Source organism: Hyphomonas sp. UBA4494 (assembly GCF_002388935.1).
Lineage (GTDB): Bacteria > Pseudomonadota > Alphaproteobacteria > Caulobacterales > Hyphomonadaceae > Hyphomonas.
Genome location: NZ_DGNK01000022.1, coordinates 57626 through 76596, shown reverse-complemented (window position 1 = coordinate 76596; position 18971 = coordinate 57626). Strand labels below are relative to the sequence as shown.

Genomic DNA, 18971 nt, shown 5'->3' with positions numbered 1-18971 from the left:
TCATGCGACTCCCAAGCGGGCAGCCGTTTCCGAAAGGCCGGCAGACGCGATGTCGATCAGTTCGTCTATTTCCGCATGCGTGATAGTAAGCGGAGGGCAGATCACCATTGCCTGTCCGACGGCACGCATGATCAGGCCTTTATCGAGGCATATGTCACGACAGATATTCGCCGCATTGTCTTCAGCCGTGAAGTGTTCGCGTGCTTCCCGTGACTTGATGAGCTGAAGACCGGCAATCAGGCCAGCTCCGCGTACTTCACCAATGATTGCATGTTCATTAAATAGCTGCTGGAGCCGTGCGTGCAGATAGGGGCCGACATCATTCTTTACGCGATCCACCAAGTCTTCGCGTTCGATAATGTTGATATTGGCATGCGCAACCGCGCAAGCGACGGGGTGCCCGGAATAGGTGTAGCCATGAGAGATGGGACCACCTTCATTGATGGTCTCAAATATCTCATCGCTGAAAGCCACCGCAGAAATCGGCAGATAGCCGGATGACATGCCTTTGGCCATCGGCATGATGTCAGGCTGGACACCATAGTGCTGGCATCCAAACCATTCCCCCAGACGTCCAAAACCACAGATGACCTCGTCTGATACCAGAAGGATATCATGCTTGCGGCAGATCTTCTGAATCTCGGGCCAGTAATTGGGAGGTGGGTCGATGACGCCACCAGCGCCCTGAATTGGTTCGCCGATGAATGCGGCGATATTGTCTGCTCCAACTTCGAGAATTTTTTCTTCCAGTGCATGTGCTGCCCGGAGACCGAACTCCTCGGGGCTCATATTCCCTCCGTGAGCGTACCAGTGGGGTTCCATGATGTGCTCGAAGCCAGGAAGCATGGATGATCCCATGTCATGCATGTGCTTCATGCCGCCGAGGCTGGTCGCGGCAAGCGTGCTGCCATGATATCCGAGATGACGGCCAATGAATTTGTGTTTCTTTGGCTTGCCGCGGACGTGCCAATAATGGCGTGCCATGCGGATTACGGTGTCATTCGCCTCGGATCCGGAATTGGCGAAAAAGAAATGGTTGAGGTTCCCCGGTGCGATCTCTGACAGTTTTTGCGCAAGTTCGATCTGGCTAGGCGTCGAGCTTTGAAAGAACGAATTGTAGAATGGCAATTGCTCCATCTGCGCGGTCGCAACATCAACCAGTTCCTGGCGACCATACCCGACATTCACACACCAAAGGCCAGCCATCCCATCTAGGATCTTGTTGTTGTCGCTGTCATAAACATAACAGCCGTCTGCGCTCGTTATGACGCGCACGCCACGTTCTGCGAGTGTTTTTGGATCGCAGAACGGGTGTATGTGGTGAGAGGCGTCCATGGCCTGCCACTGGGCTGTATTCCGATGCGCGATCGCCATTGTGCGTCCCTTTCAATTGTTTGAACCCATGTTGGGCTCAGGCGGCGGAAGGGAGAAGATGACTAAACCGATTGGAGTGGTGCGGTTTCAGCACCGATGGTGCATGACCAATGCGATGTGACTATTTTGGCCAAAGATTGCGCATGTGCCGCGCGATTTCCTGATCCTGAACGTTGCTGTGAGTTTCGAGGGCGTCGACAACCCGCTTCTGATCCGCGAGCGGATGGGTCTGACTCAACTTTGTCACCGCATCGATATTTGAAATGGTGATCCGGAAGGAGCGGATACGGGGAACCAGGCTGTCGACTTTGCCATTGGGTGCGTGCTCCATACGCCACGCGGATTGGGACGCCGCTTCGCTCTGGGCAATCGTGGTCCGCATGATCTCCAGTTGAGCCTCGGCATCATCAATCGGATGAAGCGTCCCTCGTACTTGCGCAGCAATGTAGTTCCAGGTCGGAACGGTTGGCTGGTCCTTGTACCAGCTTGCCGAGATATACGCGTTCGGGCCATGAAAGGTCGCAAGCGCTTTTTGGCCGGCGGCCAGGGTGGTGGCGTGTGGATTGTTCCGTGCCATGTGCCCGACCAGCTCAGTGTGACCAGTTGATGTTGTCACCACGTACATGGGGACCGAGGTCGCATAGGGCAGGTCGCCGCAGCTGGTGATTATCTGGCCAAAGGGGTAGGCGGCTATGATCGAGAGCGGGTCAGACGCCCGATAAGGTTTCGGCACATACATGTGCCACGTCTCATTTGCATCGGTCATACTATATCCCTTGTATTTTCTGGGGTCAGTCTTCGCGTCGACAGACAGAAATGTGAGGCGCGAAATGTATAACAGCTGGTGCGGCAGGGGCACCAGAATACCTTTGCTTGGCACCTGAGTCTGCCGGTATCGAAATGTATTGTCACCACAAAGCGCGCGCCACCTCCTGATTGTCGCTGCGCTAACCTAGGAGACTATTCGTGACAGCATTCTCTCAGCGCGAACCGCAGTTCGGTGACATCGTGACGGCTTATGCTGGCAAATTGATGCCAGATGTTCAGATGCATACGTTCAGCCATACACACGAGATTTTCCCCACTCGCACCATCAAGGCTGGTGACACGGTGTCTGCCTTGCCATATGCGGCGACGCCGCTGAGCGATATGCCTATTCAGGCGAATGGTAAATCCTACGATCTGTTCGACTACGTATCCCAGAACCGCCTCGTCGGACTGTTGGCGATCAAAGATGGGCATATCGTTCACGAATACTATGATCAGGGCATCGGGCCGGATACGCGATGGATGTCGATGTCCATGGCCAAGTCAGTATCAACCACGCTGGTTGGTGCGGCGATCAAGGATGGCTTCATCGACAGCGTTGATGACCAACTCGTGAAGTACCTGCCTGAACTGTCCGGTAGTGGCTACGATGGGGTCTCCATCAAGCATTTGCTGCAGATGACGTCAGGTGTGAAGTGGGACGATACTCACACGGTGGCGGAGTCTGAGCGCCGCACCATGCTGGATCTCCAGGTTGGACAAAAACCGGGTGAAATCATGAAATTCATGGCCTCTTTGCCCCGCATTGCCGAGCCGGGAACGGTCTGGAACTATAGCACGGGCGAGACCCATGTTGTGGGTGCACTGGTCAAAGCCGCAACCGGGAAGTGGCTGTCTGACTATTGTTCCGAAACCATGTGGTCGCGTCTTAGCATGCAGGCGGACGCCGCATGGTGGCTGGAGTCGCCGGATGGGCTTGAGGTTGCCGGCAGTGGCATTTGCGCGAATTTGCATGATTATGCCCGATTGGGACTCTTCGCGTTGAATGGCGGGGTGATCGACGGGGAATCGGTCGTACCGGAAGGTTGGTTCACGGAAGCTACTGAGCCACGTATGGCGGGATCCGACCCATTGAACTACGGGTATATGTGGTGGCCCGTGCCTGACCGCGACGGTGATTTTAAGGAAGGCGCATTCAGCGCACGGGGAATCTTCGGGCAATATATCTACGTCAATCCCAGTCGTGGAATTGTGCTGACCGTCCTGAGTTGCCGGTCGAAGCCAAAATTCTCGGAAGCGATCCTGGATAATGATTTCTTCAATGCCGCTGTGGACGCGCTGAGCTAGCTGCCTGGCTTGAACTGAGGCGTGTCCTTGGCGATCGTGTTGGTCAGCCATTGACGGAATTTTCGCAAGCTTGGTTCGTTCCAACGATCGTGACGGGCGATCAAAACATAGTCGCCCCGCCTTGCTGGAAAAGCCGGATTATCCTTGCCGATCCAGACCAGGTCGCCTCTTGTAAGGTGCTTTTCGGCGAGCAAGGGGTTGGTCAGGGCAATGCCCCGTCCGTGGCGGGACGCATCGCTCGTCAAGTTGCCCTGCCACAGGCGAGGACCTTTGAGCCCATCGGCACAATCGACGCCAAGAGAGTTCAGCCAGATTTCCCAAGTTTCGGTTGTATTCTCATGAAGCAACTGATGATTGAGCAGGTCTTCAGGTTTTTGGATTTCAGGGGCGCTCTCGAGATAGTCCGGGCTTGCTACCGGAATGATAGGAGATTGTGCGATCACCTGGCTTCTCAGGTGGGACGGAAGCTCATCAAGATCTTCGTAGGATGCCCAGTAGCGAATATCAGCAGTGGCCTCATGGGAGAGAAAGTCCGGAGCACTGACGGACGGCTTGAGCTCGATTTCCACACCTTGGTTTGCGCGCTCAAGCGATGCCAAACGGCGCGACAGCCATTGCTGTGCAAATCCGGGCGTACTCCATATCAGAAGCTGGTGATGGATGCCCTGATTGAGCAGGTCCAGTGTGGCGTGCGCCACCATATCAAGGGCTTGAGCAATTGAGCGATGATAGTTCTTGCCAGCTTCGGTCAGGATCAGGCCCGTCGGAACGCGTTCCACGAGGGTTATTCCGACCCATTCCTCAAGAGCCCGCAAATGTCGGCTTAGAACTGCATGGTCCCGGTCCAGCCATTTTGCCGCTTTTCGAACGCCGCCGAGCCGGGCGATGGCGTCGAACGCCCGCAATCCTTCAAATGGTGGAAGCGCTTTTCTGAGTGGGGGTTGTTGCCCGGTCTTGATCAGGTCGTCCTTACGGTCGGCCATTCTGGTTTCCCTATCATGGTGTGTTTGTCGCGGGATTGACCTTCCGGCGGGTTCGTAAGTCAAGCTTTGCGCTGATTCCAGTGGGACCATGTGTTTGTCGCGCCTGATTTCATAGCGTGTCACTTATTCACCACCGGGTGACGATTTCGTTGCGCCTTGCCCGCGACGACGGGCTAACCAAAGTTGTACGCCCAAAGCGATCATGAACAACAACCAGATGCCGGCGGCGGCATTTATGAGGCGCCCAAACAGTCCACCTATCTGTCCGGTGTGGAGTGGATAAAGAGATTCAATTACGCGCTCTTCCGGAGCGCTGTTGGCAGCATCATGGTCCAGCAGAACCGTGCCGTCCAATCCGACGAATACGCGGGTTGCACCATAAAGGCGCGGCATTTCTCCGGGTGCCTTAAGGCGAAACTTGTACCATTGCCGGTTTTCGGTGGGCAAATTGATCGCGACGAGAGACGATCCGGGATACTCGCCGAGTGCAACATCCATCGCGGTGCCTAAGTCCACGATGTGCGGGGGAGCGGGCTTCTGACTTTCAGGGGTTTTCTGTTCCACGCTCAGCCCATTTGCCAGCAGATCAGACTGTGTGAGGGCAGTACCCGCCAAGATGATGCAGAGCGCAGGAATTGCCCCCCAGATTCCCACGCGCCAATGCCAGCCTGACAATGCCGCAGCTGCCGGGACGGAGGAGGCTTTTGTAAACGCTCTAAGGCGTTTGCGTTGAGACCATCCAGCCATCAGCCCAAGGCTGATATTTGATATCAGAAGGAGACCGGAGATTGTGAGGAAGAGGTACCCCGTTGAGCCCAACATCAGCGATTTGTGAAATTGCGTCAGGGTTTCGAAGATAGCGCCGTCTGAAAATCGATTGGCGTCGGACCGATCACGGATGCGTGCACCGCTACCGTCAATTCGCACTGTGCGGCTTTCGCCATCGCGGTCCAAATAGACATCATATTGACCGTCCCGACCACCGGATATCCAGATTGACGAGATTTCGTCGCCTTCCGATTGAAGCGTCTCGATCATTTTGGCCAGGGCGGCAGTTTCGGCTTGAACGCTCTTCTGCCCGAGGAAGAAATCATCGATATCGGCTCGAAAGCTAATCGCCAGGCCGGATGCGGCCTGGAGTGCCCACAAAGCGAGGAAGCTGAGGCTGACATATTTGTGGATGGACCGGACTCTCGGAAAACGCATGAAACCTCCAGTACCAAAGAGCGAAAAATTGCCAGTCTCATGTATCGCAAAGAATTCAGAGCACGTGACAGATGCGAAGTGCGCGACCAGTGGTGCGCTTGGCGCACCTCTTCATGCGTCGTAGGCCCCTTCGCCGATGCGGTCGCGACATGGTCAAGTCGAAGCTGCAGGAAAGCCTACCCGCCGGACCGGCGAACGCGCATTCTACTGGCTTGAGCGCTGCAACACAGAGGGGAGAAGGCATTCATGAGAGTGACGACTATAGCTGCCGGACTGTTGGGCCTGGCTTTGTCAACTGGATGTACATCCAACGCGCAGGAATGGGATATTACCCAAACTGGGCAGCCCTATCAGGAGGTCGAACTCTCCCTGACAGAAGGAACCTGGATAAGTGTTGCTGTCAGTCCGGTTGGCAACACGATCGTGTTCGACGTGTTGGGAGACATTTACTCAATGCCAGCAACAGGCGGTGCAGCTGAATTGGTACATGGCGGGCCTGCCATTCAGCATTCGCCGGTATTCAGTCCGGATGGCGCACGCATTGCGTACATCAGTGATGTCGACGGGTCCGATAATATCTGGACGTCGGACCCAGACGGCAGCAACCCCGTTCAGGTCTCGTCCGGGAGCACGCGTGCATTGGTCGATCCATCCTGGAGTGCGGATGGCCGAACCATTGTTGCGGCCCGCATGTTCGATACGGCGAACCGGCTCCATTCCTCTGAATTGGTAACCTATCCTGCTAGTGGGGGTGATGCAGAACAGATCGTCCCGATGCCAGAGAATGGCGAAAACGTGCATGATGCCGTCTATTCACCTGATGGTCAGTTCCTGTATTTCGTCGAGAAAATGACCCCGCCGCATGCGTCCACTGTATATGTGGATGCCAACCACAAGAATTTTGCCATTCGTCGGAAAAGTCTCGAAACCGGCGAGACCAAAACCGTGGTGGGAGGTTTTGGTGGCGCCATGACTCCGTCCATGTCGCCTGACGGCAGTAAAATGGCCTTTGTCCGCCGGGTCAAAGATCAAACAATGCTGTTCACGTACGATTTTGCGACACGCGCCCAAATACCGGTGTTTGATGGATTGGACCGGGATGGGCAGGCTGACTTTTTGGGACAGGGCACATATTATCCCCGATTTTCCTGGTTTCCCGACGGCAAGGCAATCGCGATATGGGCAGGCGGAAAAATCATGCGCGTCGATATCGACAGTGGGCGCGCGAATGAGATTCCATTTTCGCTGACGGCTAGGCATCGTTTGATCGAGCCGGCGCGATTCACACAAGACCTCGATCCGGATACGTTACGTGTGAAGGCGATTTCGCGACTGGCCCTGTCGCCCGACGAGCAGATGCTTGCGTTCAGCGCGCTTGGACGCATATGGCGACAGGACGTTTTCGACAACATGCCGGAACACTTATCGGCGACGAAGGCTTCGCAATCGGAGCCAGCCTTTTCACCCGATGGGCGATCCATCGCGTTCATCGAATGGGATGACGTATTGGGCGGCACCCTGAAGGTGAAATCCGACGATGGAAAAGTGTCCGCACTGTTCAAGTCTACCGGTATTGTGCGTGAACCTTCATTTTCGCCGGACGGATCGGTGATCATGTTCCAGATTGCATCGGGCGACGATTGTCTCGGCGGTCACTTGGCGGACCCTGGGATTTACTGGATTCCTGCCGAGGGAGGCGAAGCAACCCCATTAGGCGTCGTCGGTGGCAATCCGAGATTCTCTCCCGATGGAGAGCGTGTGTACTTCACGACAGAGGCTTATATCGACGAGACGCTCGTTACGACACTCGAAAGCGTGTCGATCAATGGGGATGACCATGAAGTGCATGTGCGAACAAAGGATTCAGACACGAGTGAGTTGAAGCTTAGCCCGGATCTGAACTGGATCGCTTATCGGCACTATCAAACGTATTACGTGGCATCCTTTGACCCGGCCGTAGAGGGCGGTGTGTTCGATGCTGATAGCGGCACGCGACTGACAGATGCGGGAGGGTATGAGCTGATCTGGGCTCGGGACTCAGAAAGCGTGTTTTGGGCGTTTGGTCCTGATGTGTATCGAGCCTATGTGAACGCGGATGGCGCCGATCCCACTCTGTTTGCGAGGGTGGATTTGCGCGTTCCTGTGGACCGCCCCATCGGCAAGACCGCTTTCGTGGGTGGTCGGATTATTACCCTGGATCAGGGCGGTATCATCGAGCACGGCACACTTGTGGTGGATGGAAATCGGATCGTTGCGGTCGGACCTACCGCCGACGTCGGTGTTCCCAACGATGCACATGTGATTGATGCGACCGGAAAAACCTTGATGCCCGGCCTTGTGGACATGCATGGACATCTGGATGGATGTTACTATGCGTCGGCAGGGCTGTTGCCGCAGCAGCAAGCATCTCGCTACGCAGCACTCTCTTTCGGGATTACCACGAACTACGATCCCTACACATCGGAGCTTCCGACCTACGGAGTTACCGAGATGACCCAGACTGGTGCGATGGTGGGCCCCCGCACCATTGCGGTCGGGAGTGTTATTTTCGGCCGCAAGCGTAAATATGACCCGGTCTATGTTCCGATCGAGACCTATGCAGATGCCGTGGCGGTGATGGACCGTAAGAACGCATTGGGGGGGACAATAATCAAAAGTTACCGACAGATCCAGCGCAAGCAACGACAAATGCTGGTAAAGGCAGGACGCGAAAAAGGCATCATGGTGGACGTTGAGGGAGAGAGCCACTTTTTCAATGGCATTACGGCCATTCTGGACGGCAATTTGAACCTTCAACACAATGTCCCGGTTGAGACGCTCTATGATGATTTCATCCAGTTGATGGCGAAATCTGATGTGGCGCACACACCCACTCTGATCGTGCTCTTCGGGGAGTTGATGGGAGAAAACTATCTCTACAATTCGTCTCGGCTTTGGGAAGACCCGCGGGTGGATGCCTATGTTCAGACGACGACGAGTTCTTACAGCCCATTGGCAGTCCCGGTCGGGGCGCCACCGTATGTTCGCGGCATGACAAATATACAGGCAGCGGACGAGATTTGGGACTTGGGGTTCCGCGCGGCTGCGCGTTCCATGAAGGCGTTGAACGATGCCGGTGGCCGGGTGAATGCCGGATCGCATGGCCAAGTCTACGGGCTCGCCATGCATTGGGAACTTCAATTGCTTTCAGAGGGCGGGATGAGCAATCTTGATGTTCTCAAGGCTGCTACGATCAACGGCGCCACGACGTTGGGACTTGAGGAGCAAATCGGTTCAATCAAGGCCGGAAAGTTCGCCGACATTATCGTTCTTGATGAAAATCCGCTGACGGATATCCGGAATACCGAAACGGTCTCGCGAACAATGGTGAATGGTCGTCTCTATGATTCTGTGACCATGAACGAAATTGGAAATCATGATCGTCCACGGCGACCGTTCTACTGGGAAGTAAATGATGTGCCCAAACATATCAACTGGAAGCCCGCCTGGGGCGAGCACTGAGCGCTTTGTCACAGTTATCCAATGAAAGACCTTTTTGATGAGTGATCTACCAAAAACCTCCGGAGCTTCGGATGTGGCGGACGTGAATGCCAAAGGCGCAGACGATGCGGTGTTCTTCGGTCACCCCAGGGGGCTGGCCTATATCGTGTTCACTGAGGCGTGGGAGCGGTTTTCCTTCTATGGCATGCAGGCATTGTTGATCCTGTATATGGCTACATACCTTTTCCTGCCGGAGAATTCCGGGAATGTTGCGGCATTCGAGCCCTTTCGGAGCTTGTTTGAGGCGGTATTCGGGCCACTGAGCATACAAGCATTGGCATCCCAGGTATTTGGGGCTTATGTGGGCCTCGTCTATTTTGCACCTGTTCTTGGCGGGCTGATTGGAGACCGGCTTCTGGGCCGGACAAAGGCCGTTCTTGCCGGGGCCTTGTTCATGGCGGTTGGCCATTTCCTCATGGCGTTTGAGGCAAGTTTTCTCTTGGCATTGGCCGCCCTGATACTCGGATCGGGGCTCCTGAAGGGAAATCTCGCGGCTCAGGTTGGCGGTCTCTACAAGAAGTCTGACCAGAGAAGGGATTCCGGCTATTCAATCTATGTTTTCAGCATAAATGTCGGTGCCTTTATCGCACCCTTGATATGCGGCACGCTGGGCGAGGTGTATGGATGGCATTATGGTTTCGGCGCCGCCGGAATTGGCATGTTGATTGGCCTCGCTGTTTACCTGTCCGGCCGAAACTATCTGCCGTTGGATACGGTTGTGGAGAGTAAGGATCGTCCGAAGCTGGAAAAGGGAGACGGCGTTGTTATTCTGGCAATCCTTGTGATGTTGGGCCTCACTTCCTTGTATTGGACGGCGCAATCGCAAGTTTGGAACGCCTATCCATTATGGTTGAGATCAAATGTGGATCGTACCGTCTTCGGAATGGAGGTTCCGGTGACATGGTTCCAGTCTCTCGACTCGTTGGCGGTTCTCCTGCTTGCGCCTCTGGTGCTGTGGTATTGGCGCCACCAGTCTCGTCGGAATGCAGAGCCAGGAGATCTGATCAAACTTGCCCTTGGCTGCGCTGTGTTCGCAATTGCGTTCGCACTGCTCGGGTTGGGAGGCGTGTTATCTGCCGGGGGTTCCGTCGCTTTGATCTGGCCCATTATCTTCCATTTTGTCTGCGCCGTCGGGTTTTTGTATGTTGGACCAATTGCGCTGGCGCTGACGTCTCGCGCTGCTCCGGATTCGGTGAACTCCATGATGGTGGGATCCTACTATCTGGCCATATTTGTCGGTGGACTGTTCAGCGGTTGGCTCGCCCGCTTTTATGAAGTGATGTCGGCCTCCGAATTTTGGCTGATGCATGCCGCGATCGTAGGGTCGGCGGCAGTACTCCTGATTGTGTTGAGACCCGTCCTCAGTCGATTGATGCGTCTTGACAGGGATTTGTCCGCCAGTCCCAAGGCACCTTTCCAGCAGGAGGCACTCTAATGCTCGCTCGACTTCTTAAGACTGTTTCGTTTCCGGCTGTGCTTGCGGTGGTCGCCTGCGCGACGACTGGCCAGTTCAAGGATGACGAAACCACTGCCGTACAAGTCTGTTCACAGAGGGATCCTGTCGATAGTTGCGATTACTTCGGTTTGGTTGGACTGCAGGAGGCCATTGATCAATCCACCTCAGATCGTCGAATTCTGATTAAGACCGGGACATACACGCCGACATCCTACCGGGATGTTCCGTTTCAGGATCTCCATGTACGCGGAGCGGTGGTCGTTCGGGATCGAAAGCTGAGCATTGAGGCGGAGCAAGGAGCAAGGCTCGTTGGCAGCGCAGGTTTTCCCTTGAGCGCGATCGTAATTGAGGACTCAACTGTTCAGATCTCAGGCCTGACCATTTCTGGATTCCACTATGCAGTCGCTGAAGATGATATATATGATGGGCATGGTATTTTCACCATCAACAGTGATGTGAGCTTGGACGGGGTTGTAATCGAAGGCGTTGCCAAGATGGCGCTGACGGGTCGCGAAGCAGGTCGGATTGTTGCGCGCAATTTGACTATCAACAAGTCCCATCTCGGCGTCTGGCTTGAGGAGACTGCAGCGATAGACCTGATAGACAGTGAAATTATCGCCAGCGAATCTGCAGCGGTTGCTGCTTATGGCGCGTCGTCTGCAAGAGTAGAAAACAGCTTGATCAAGGGTAATCAGGATGATGGCCTCTACACTGAGGACACGGCCAGGATCATAAGCCGCGAGACCACCTTGCAGGACAATTCACCCTTTGGTGCCCGCGCATCTGGCGAAAGCGTTATCCTGATCTGTGGCGGCGAAGTGTCCGGCAATGCTGAAGATTACGGAGAAGAAGACGCGGGTCGCGTATATCGCAATGAGGTTGATATGTGTTTGCCGGGCTGAGGCCTGCGAAAGACTCCTCTACACCCCTATTCGCCAGAATTGTGTGCCGGCAATCCGTCGTCACACATTTTTTTGTAACTTGGTCGCATTCCTTCATGCGCAATCAAAAAGGCCCGACCTCCATAGGAGATCGGGCCAGTTACGGGGTGGAGGTGAGATGATCGGGAGTCTACCAGAGTTTCCAGATCATCTCATTCCCATGGCCTCTAGAAATTATAAGCAGCGCTGACGCCGACAACACGGGGACGCGTGCGGTTTGCGTTGGCCCAGCCCTGGTAGGGGTCAATGGATTTGTTTTCGTCGGTGAGATTTGTGGCGAAGATCTCGAGATCGAAGTTGCCGACGACGACACCTGCGCGCGCGTTTAGCAGGTTCAGGGCGTCTGAACTTTGCGGAAGCGCGGAGGCCACGAAGCTTGACCGGTCGATATAGGTGACTTTGTCCCTATGGTTGAAATCGACCCTGACGAATGCCGGATTGTCAGGCGTCAGGTCGAAGTCATAATTGACGCCCAGTGTATAGCTCAATTCCGGAGTGTAGTCGGTTGGATCACCAACCTGGTTCACCTGGTCGGTATCCGCTGTTTCCACGATCTCGCTGTCGAGATATGAGGCGTTGGCCGAAAGGGTGAGACCGGACATGGGTTGATATGCAAGGCCGGCCTCGATGCCTTTCACTTCCACCTTGCCGATATTGCTGGATTCTCCGAGGAACGCTCCATTCACCTCGGTCAATCGACGGCGAACCATATCCTTGTACTCGGTGAAGAAGGCCGCAACATCATACTGGAAGTTGCGAGTATTTCCTTTCGTGCCGATTTCATATGTAAGAATGTTTTCTGGCTCATACGGATCGAATGGCGCGGAGTTGAAGCCGCCGCTTCTGAATCCCGATCCTACACTCGCATAGATCGTCGCGTCTTCATCATACTGGTAGGTCATGTAGGCACGTGGGTCCACCGACTGGAATGTATCTGCCAGTTCCGTGCCCGTGCCGGGTGCATATTCAATCAGGCTGGTCTGCTCATCGTGGAAATAGCGCATGCCGGCGCCGAGGGTCAGCTTTTCCGTTACATCGAATGAGCCGTCCGCAAACAGAGAGTATGATTCGGACGACGAAGCGGAATAGTAGAACAGATCGTCATACAGAACGCCGCCACCTTGATACAGGTCGCCGCCAGGTGCGTATGCGTATTCATAGTCCGCTGTCAGGGAGCGTTCGCCGTCGCTATAGTATGCGCCGACCGTCCAGGCGTAGTGGTCTGATGCATCCGAAAGCCGAACTTCCTGAGAAAACTGTTCAGCTTCTACAAAGCGATCATCATTCCCTTCAACAAATCCGTACGAGTAATTTCCTTCGCGCGCGATATACGAGAACGGGTACTGGTGGTCATGGTCGATCTGCGTAGTTGAGGAGGCCAGTTCCGCAAAGCCGAAATCATAGGACAGTTCCAGATTGTAAATGTTGAAGTCGAATTTCTTCGGGATCATCACCTTGCTGCGGTCAGGGCCCACATCGACCGTACGATCAGCTTCTTCATACCCCATGCCGAGTTCAGTTTCTGCGCGCTGGATCTGGACCATCGCCTTGGCCGAAAAGTTTTCCGTAGGCACCCAGAGGATTTTACCGCGAGCGTTCAGGAGTTCGGTGCCATTGCCATCCTCAATGCCTGCCTCTGGTTGGTCGATCCAGCCACCGCCATTTTCGACCCCTACTGCCAGACGGACAGCGAGTTTGTCTTCGATGATCGGTGTGTTGAAGATGAATTCGCCCTTTTGACCGATCTCACCTTCAGAGACGGTGTAGAGTTCACCTTTGACCTTGCCTTCGACCTGATCGAGCACAGGATCGGCCGTGATGTAGCGAATGACACCCCCAGCGGCCCCTTGGCCGTAGAGTGTACCTTGAGGCCCCTTGAGGACTTCCACACGTTCAAGATCCAGGGCCACAGGGCTGAGTTGGTCATAGCCGCTGAGTGAAAGAGGTGCCTCGTCCATGTACATGCCGACGAGGGCGCCAGATCCTGACTGGTTCGCCAGTCCACGGATGAATATTGTGTAGCTGCCCGGACCATCTTCCCGCATGGTCAATCCAGGTACGCTAAAGGACAAGTCCTGCACGCTTGCTACGCCCAATTTTGCCAGTTCATCCCCAGAGATGGACTCGATGGCCATTGGAACGTCGATCAGACGTTGTTCCCGTTTCTGGGCTGTTACCATAATGGCAGACTGCACCAGTTCTGCATCATCGGCCGGAGTGTCAGCTGTTTGAGCATGCGCGCTCGCCGCATGCATCAGCGCAATAATAGCGCTCCCCGATGTCCAAAGATATTTACGTTTCATGTGTTCTCCCGCTCGCTTTTGCTACATTGCCTTCGAGTAAGACGGACAAACAAAAATTTGTGCAGATGCTAAAAGTGAATTGCATGGTGCGGAATACGCACCTCTGGTGGCTTGGCTGGGACAGAGACCAGTTTTGAATGCTCGGAGGCGTTGCAAAACTGAGATCGCCTCAAACGAGTATTGCTTCGCCTGTCAGCGGGGTGTGACAACCGCCGTTCGAGCACCGACCTGGCCTTCCGAACGCAGTCGTTCAACTGTATCCGGAGAATAACCAAGCACAGTGGTCAACACGTTGAGCGTGTCTTGTCCAAGGGTCGGTGCAGCAGATCTATATGTTACGGGTGTGTGGCTGAGCCGGATTGGGCAAGCGATTCCGGGCACGGTTCCGAGAGTAGGGTGTGACATGGTGATGCGTGAGCCCCGCGCCCGAACTTGAGCGTTTTCAAACACATCAGACATTCTGTTGACAGGTCCTGCTGGAACTTTGCTGTTCTGTAGCAGGTTCATCCAGTGTTCGGTTGACCGCGTTCGCAACTTTTCAGTCAATAGGGAGGTCAGGGATATCCGGTTGGCCACGCGTGCACCATTGGTTGCGAATCGATGGTCGCGGAGCAATTCGGCACATCCAATTCGTTCGCAAAGGTCCATAAACTGAAGATCGTTTCCGACCGCCAGGACAATGTGTCCGTCGAGGGTACTGAACACGTCATAGGGTACAATACTTGGATGAGCATTACCCATCCGTTCCGGATTTTCTCCTGTTGAGAGAAACCCCTGTGACTGATTGGCCATTGCGGCGACGAGGCAATCAAGCAGCGAGATGTCGATAATCTGCCCTTGGCCAGTCCGCTCCCGATGCAGAAGTGCCGCCTGAATGGCATTGGCTGCATAAAGACCAGTCACGATATCGACCAATGCGACACCGACCTTCAGCGGTCCGCCTCCCGGCTCATCATCTGGACCGCCCGTGACGCTCATCAGACCGCCCATAGCCTGAATCAACAGGTCGTATCCTGGTTGGTCGGCATAGGGGCCCGTCTGGCCAAAGCCTGTTATGGAACAATAGATAAGACGGGGGTTGATAAGTCTGAGAGAGGCGGCATCCAATCCGTACTTTTCCAACGTACCCGTCTTGAAGTTTTCGACGAGGACGTCGCTTGAAGCCGACAGCTCACGAATTACACTCTGGCCAGCCTCCGTCGAAATGTCGACACAGACCGATTTCTTGTTGCGATTGGCACTTAAAAAGTATGAGGCTTCACGGGTATCGCCATCCTCACCGAATTGAAAAGGCGGTCCCCAGCTTCGTGTGTCATCCCCACGGACTGGGTGCTCGATCTTGATGATTTCAGCTCCCAGGTCTCCCAGGAGCTGGGTCGCCCATGGCCCGGCAAGAACTCTGCTCAGGTCCAGAACTCGCAGCCCGTCAAGTGCGTTCGCCATATCAATTGAACGCCGCAATTCCGGTTTGTGCCCGGCCAAGGATCAATGCATGAACGTCGTGGGTGCCCTCGTACGTGTTGACCGCTTCGAGGTTGCACATGTGGCGCATCACATGGAATTCGTCCGATACGCCGTTGCCACCATGCATGTCGCGTGCTGCCCGTGCGATATCAAGGGCTTTTCCGGTACTGTTTCGTTTGATCAAGGAAATCATTTCGGGCGTGGCAGAGTTGGTTTCGAACAGTCGCCCGACCTTTAGGCATGCTTGGAGTCCTATCGAGATTTCCGTTTGCATATCGGCCAATTTCTTTTGAATGAGCTGGTTCGCCGCAAGTGGTCGCCCGAACTGGTTCCGATCCATTGTGTATGAGCGCGAAGACATCCAGCAGCTACGCGCGGCGCCAAGTGCTCCCCAAGCAATTCCGAATCGGGCCTTGTTGAGACATCCGAATGGACCAGACAAACCTTGTGCATTCGGGAGCAAATGGTCATGCGGCACGAATACGTCGTCCATGACGATTTCGCCCGTGATTGATGCGCGCAGGGCTAGCTTTCCCTGGATCTCCGGAGTGGAAAGGCCCTCCATACCACGCTCGAGCACAAAACCGCGGATCGTGCCATCCAGCTTCGCCCATACGATTAGCACGTCAGCAATAGGACTGTTCGTGATCCACATCTTCGCGCCGTTCAGGCGATACCCGCCCTCTACAGCAACAGCGCGAGTTGACATATTACCAGGGTCGGAACCATGGTCTGGCTCTGTGAGCCCGAAACACCCGACCAATTCGCCCGACACAAGCCCCGACAACCAGCGCTGGCGTTGTTCTTCGGTCCCGTAAGCGTGAATGGGATGTATCACCAAAGATGACTGTACGCTGAGAGCAGACCGATAGCCGGAGTCTACGGCCTCTACTTCGTGAGAGACCAATCCGTAGGCAACGTGACTGACTCCGGCTCCACCATACTCTTCAGGCAATGTTGGACCGAGCAAGCCCAGAGACCCCATATCCCTCAGGATTTCTCGGTCGAATTGTGCGTTGCGATTGGCCTCGACAATACCCGGCAGGAGGCGCTGCTCAGCGAAGTCGTGCGCGGTTCGTTGCACCGAGCGTTCATCCTCGGTCAGATCGGAGTCGAGCGAAAGGGCGTCGGCCCAGTCAAAGGCAGAATACTTGGTCATCTGAATTCCTGATAGATAGAATGAAGTTGGGCCTACTCGTGTCCGACACGGTGTCCGATCTGCTGCCATCGCCCGGGGTTCACGATCACGGTGTCGTCGGTGAATTTGACGCTGAAAGGGTAGCGGCCGCGGTCTACAGTGAAAACATCCTGCATTGCAGCCAGCAGTCTTCGTGGTCCGGCTTTGGTAATCTGAAACACGTCGCGCTCTCCGCTAGCTTCCGCCACCAGGTTTCCGTCTTCCAAACGTACTGTGAGCGATGCAAAATCGCTGAACTTGTATGTGCCGACATATTCTCGCAGTGTCGAATATGGAACGACCAGGTCGGGGTCAGCCTGGGGCTGAGTGACCTGTTGGGGAGGAACAGCAGCCAGAATGGCATCCCACATAAGTTCAGATGCAGCCACGCCAATTTCCATGCTGGGCAGGTTCACGCCCGGCCCAGCTTCAACTTCATTGGTTGAAACAGCGTACAGGACATCGCCATCGAATTCACTTGCAAAGGGTTGAATGCCACGCGCCATGGACGTGTGAACTTGAACAGCGAGGCGTTGAAGCTCTGCAGGGGACATCGTGCGATTGGTGACCACGACACTGATCGTCGTGTTCTTCCGCTCAAATTCCTGAGTGTCCTCATCGCCATTCCAGTCCGGCTGCAGACTGGCAGGTGCGGCCCCCATGAGGTCGGAAGCTTTCAGGGTTTCGGGCCAGTTTGTCCCTTTATGGCAGGCGACGACATTGCCATCCCGGTCGGTAACGGCACCCAATGCGTTGACGACGGTGAAGACGGCAATCTTTACGTCGCCGATCTGCCGAAAGGCGCTGCCTTGTCCGGATCGTGCGTTGCACCCGAATATCCCGCCATTCATTGCCGAACGCCCTGCGCCAAACGCGCCGTTCGGAAACACCCCCGGCTTTGCAGCGCGCAAGGCAAGTTGCGCGAGGCGTTTGTCCGGATAGATTTCGTTTAAGCGGCGCCCTCCAAAATCATAAATGATTGATCCAACAACAAGGCCGACATTGTTCCAATGGCCGCCTCGATAGCCATCATCCAATAGTGCGGTGTTTACTGCAGTGGCGGCCTCCAAGCCGTACCAGGAACCACCGGACAGAACGATCGCATCCAGCTCAGGCTGCGTATAGCCAAGTTTGAGATACTCTGCATTTACAGTGCCCGGACCACCTCCGCGCGCATCCACGGCGGCGTTCACCTTCTTGCCAAATCTCAGAACGGTCAGGCCCGTCGGCCCATCTTCATACTGCCCCGTGCCGATCTCCAGCATAGGCCAGTCAAACTTCAGAGCACTTTCTCCCTCGAAGCCATCATTGATCAAGGCTGGAAGAGTATTTTGGCCGTCAGGTTCTGCGGAAGCGTTTAGCGCACTCGTGGCGCAGGCCGCCAAGGTGAGAACGGAGATTGCAGCACCAATCGCGCGCAGGCCACGAAAATTGTCTCTCTTGATGCGCATGGTGATCCTCGATTGCTGGCTTTGAAAATAGATTACTTATGCAACTGAATGGCGGAAAGATGCGATTTGGGAAGAGTGTGGTGCGAAAACCGCACCTGCTAGCGCGCTTGGTCCACATCCTGTGCAACGCGAAATCCGACTGTGAAATAGCCTTGCGATTTTGGACCTGGTAGTCGGTAGTGCGGGGACAGGTAGTCGCCAGCATCGCCATAAGAGCCGCCGCGTATTACGTGCTTTCCGGGCGTTGTGCATGTCGTGCGCGCAGAGCCATCCAGCGGCGCACCGTCATAGGTTTCCTGATGGCAGTCTGCTTGCCACTCCCACACATTGCCACGCATGTCGTGGATGCCGAACCGGTCAGCCGGGAAGCTGGCGACGGGCGCGGTTTCCATCCATTGATCGCGTCCTTCCACGACGCCGCCACAGCAATCGACCAAGCCGATATTCGCTTCGTCATGGCTGACATGCCCATCTTCACCTTCGATGCCACCGGTTGAAGCCACGTATTCCCATTCGGCCTCCGAAGGCAGCCGGAAGGCCTCTCCCGTCTTTTTGCTCAGCCAAGCTGTGTAAGCTTGCGTGTCGTCCCAACTGACGCAGACCACGGGGTGATCGTCGTCTTGCGCAAATCCGGGGTGTTCCCAATTCCTATCAGGCGCAATGTGCCAGGACTGGTTGTCTGTATAGATATTGCAGATGCCTTCCGACACGTAGCCGGTATCCTCAACGAATGATCGAAAGTCGCCGACGGTCACTTCGGTGACAGAGAAAGCAAATGGACTCTCAATGCTGACTTCATGTCGTGGGCCGTCGATCTCGCCATACCCATAGTCAACCGTTTCGCCCATGAAGAAGCTGGCTGCCTGAACTGTTGCCATGTCTGGCCGGACGCTCGCTGCGGTATCATTGGAGCATGCCATGAGTGCGAGACTTCCTGCGATCAATGCTGCGAATTTCATGC

At 55.1% G+C, this 18971-nt stretch carries 13 protein-coding genes; 4 read left to right on the top strand and 9 right to left on the bottom strand.

Translation table 11 applies throughout. The features are described from left to right. On the bottom strand, positions 1-1374 hold the full coding sequence (locus B2P82_RS08500) for an aspartate aminotransferase family protein (protein ID WP_290496453.1): 1374 nt from the start codon (positions 1372-1374) through the stop codon (positions 1-3). Between the two features lie 121 nt (positions 1375-1495). Next, the gene (locus B2P82_RS08495) at positions 1496-2140 is read right to left on the bottom strand and encodes an FMN-binding negative transcriptional regulator (protein WP_290479508.1); all 645 of its coding nucleotides are present in this window, start codon (positions 2138-2140) and stop codon (positions 1496-1498) included. Between the two features lie 200 nt (positions 2141-2340). Here B2P82_RS08495 and B2P82_RS08490 point away from each other — a divergent pair, with 200 nt between their 5' ends. Next, the gene (locus tag B2P82_RS08490) at positions 2341-3489 is read left to right on the top strand and encodes a serine hydrolase domain-containing protein (protein ID WP_290496451.1); all 1149 of its coding nucleotides are present in this window, start codon (positions 2341-2343) and stop codon (positions 3487-3489) included. Here B2P82_RS08490 and B2P82_RS08485 read toward each other — a convergent pair. Beyond that, a complete protein-coding gene (locus B2P82_RS08485) occupies positions 3486-4472 on the bottom strand; it encodes a LysR substrate-binding domain-containing protein (protein WP_290496449.1) in 987 nt (328 codons plus the stop codon). The genes B2P82_RS08490 and B2P82_RS08485 overlap by 4 nt on opposite strands. A gap of 123 nt (positions 4473-4595) precedes the next feature. After that, entirely contained in the window at positions 4596-5678 is a 1083-nt protein-coding gene (locus B2P82_RS08480) for a PepSY-associated TM helix domain-containing protein (protein WP_290496447.1), read from the bottom strand. Between the two features lie 246 nt (positions 5679-5924). Here B2P82_RS08480 and B2P82_RS08475 point away from each other — a divergent pair, with 246 nt between their 5' ends. The 3 genes from B2P82_RS08475 to B2P82_RS08465 are packed head-to-tail and all read left to right on the top strand — an operon-like array spanning position 5925 to position 11576. Further along, a complete protein-coding gene (locus tag B2P82_RS08475; protein WP_290496438.1) occupies positions 5925-9179 on the top strand; it encodes an amidohydrolase family protein in 3255 nt (1084 codons plus the stop codon). 37 nt (positions 9180-9216) lie between these two features. Continuing rightward, positions 9217-10653: a peptide MFS transporter gene (locus tag B2P82_RS08470; RefSeq protein ID WP_290496436.1), complete on the top strand. Its 1437-nt coding sequence runs from the start codon at positions 9217-9219 to the stop codon at positions 10651-10653. Beyond that, a complete protein-coding gene (locus tag B2P82_RS08465; RefSeq protein WP_290496434.1) occupies positions 10653-11576 on the top strand; it encodes a right-handed parallel beta-helix repeat-containing protein in 924 nt (307 codons plus the stop codon). Before B2P82_RS08470 ends, B2P82_RS08465 begins: the two co-directional genes overlap by 1 nt. A gap of 206 nt (positions 11577-11782) precedes the next feature. Here the strand turns inward: B2P82_RS08465 and B2P82_RS08460 are convergent, their stop codons facing one another. The 5 genes from B2P82_RS08460 to B2P82_RS08440 all read right to left on the bottom strand — a co-directional run bounded on the left by B2P82_RS08460 (position 11783) and on the right by B2P82_RS08440 (position 18969). Then, complete coding sequence (locus B2P82_RS08460) at positions 11783-13918, bottom strand: TonB-dependent receptor (protein ID WP_290496433.1); 2136 nt, start codon at positions 13916-13918, stop codon at positions 11783-11785. Between the two features lie 192 nt (positions 13919-14110). Next, positions 14111-15361 (bottom strand): CaiB/BaiF CoA transferase family protein, encoded by a 1251-nt coding sequence (locus B2P82_RS08455; protein ID WP_290496432.1) that lies wholly within the window; start codon positions 15359-15361, stop codon positions 14111-14113. 1 nt (position 15362) lies between these two features. Next, a complete protein-coding gene (locus tag B2P82_RS08450; protein WP_290496430.1) occupies positions 15363-16541 on the bottom strand; it encodes an acyl-CoA dehydrogenase in 1179 nt (392 codons plus the stop codon). 32 nt (positions 16542-16573) lie between these two features. After that, on the bottom strand, positions 16574-18010 hold the full coding sequence (locus tag B2P82_RS08445; RefSeq protein ID WP_290496428.1) for a P1 family peptidase: 1437 nt from the start codon (positions 18008-18010) through the stop codon (positions 16574-16576). 98 nt (positions 18011-18108) lie between these two features. Then, positions 18109-18969 carry a formylglycine-generating enzyme family protein gene (locus B2P82_RS08440; RefSeq protein ID WP_290496427.1) on the bottom strand — a complete coding sequence of 287 codons (861 nt, stop codon included), beginning with the start codon at positions 18967-18969 and terminating at the stop codon, positions 18109-18111. Positions 18970-18971: the final 2 nt, after the last annotated feature.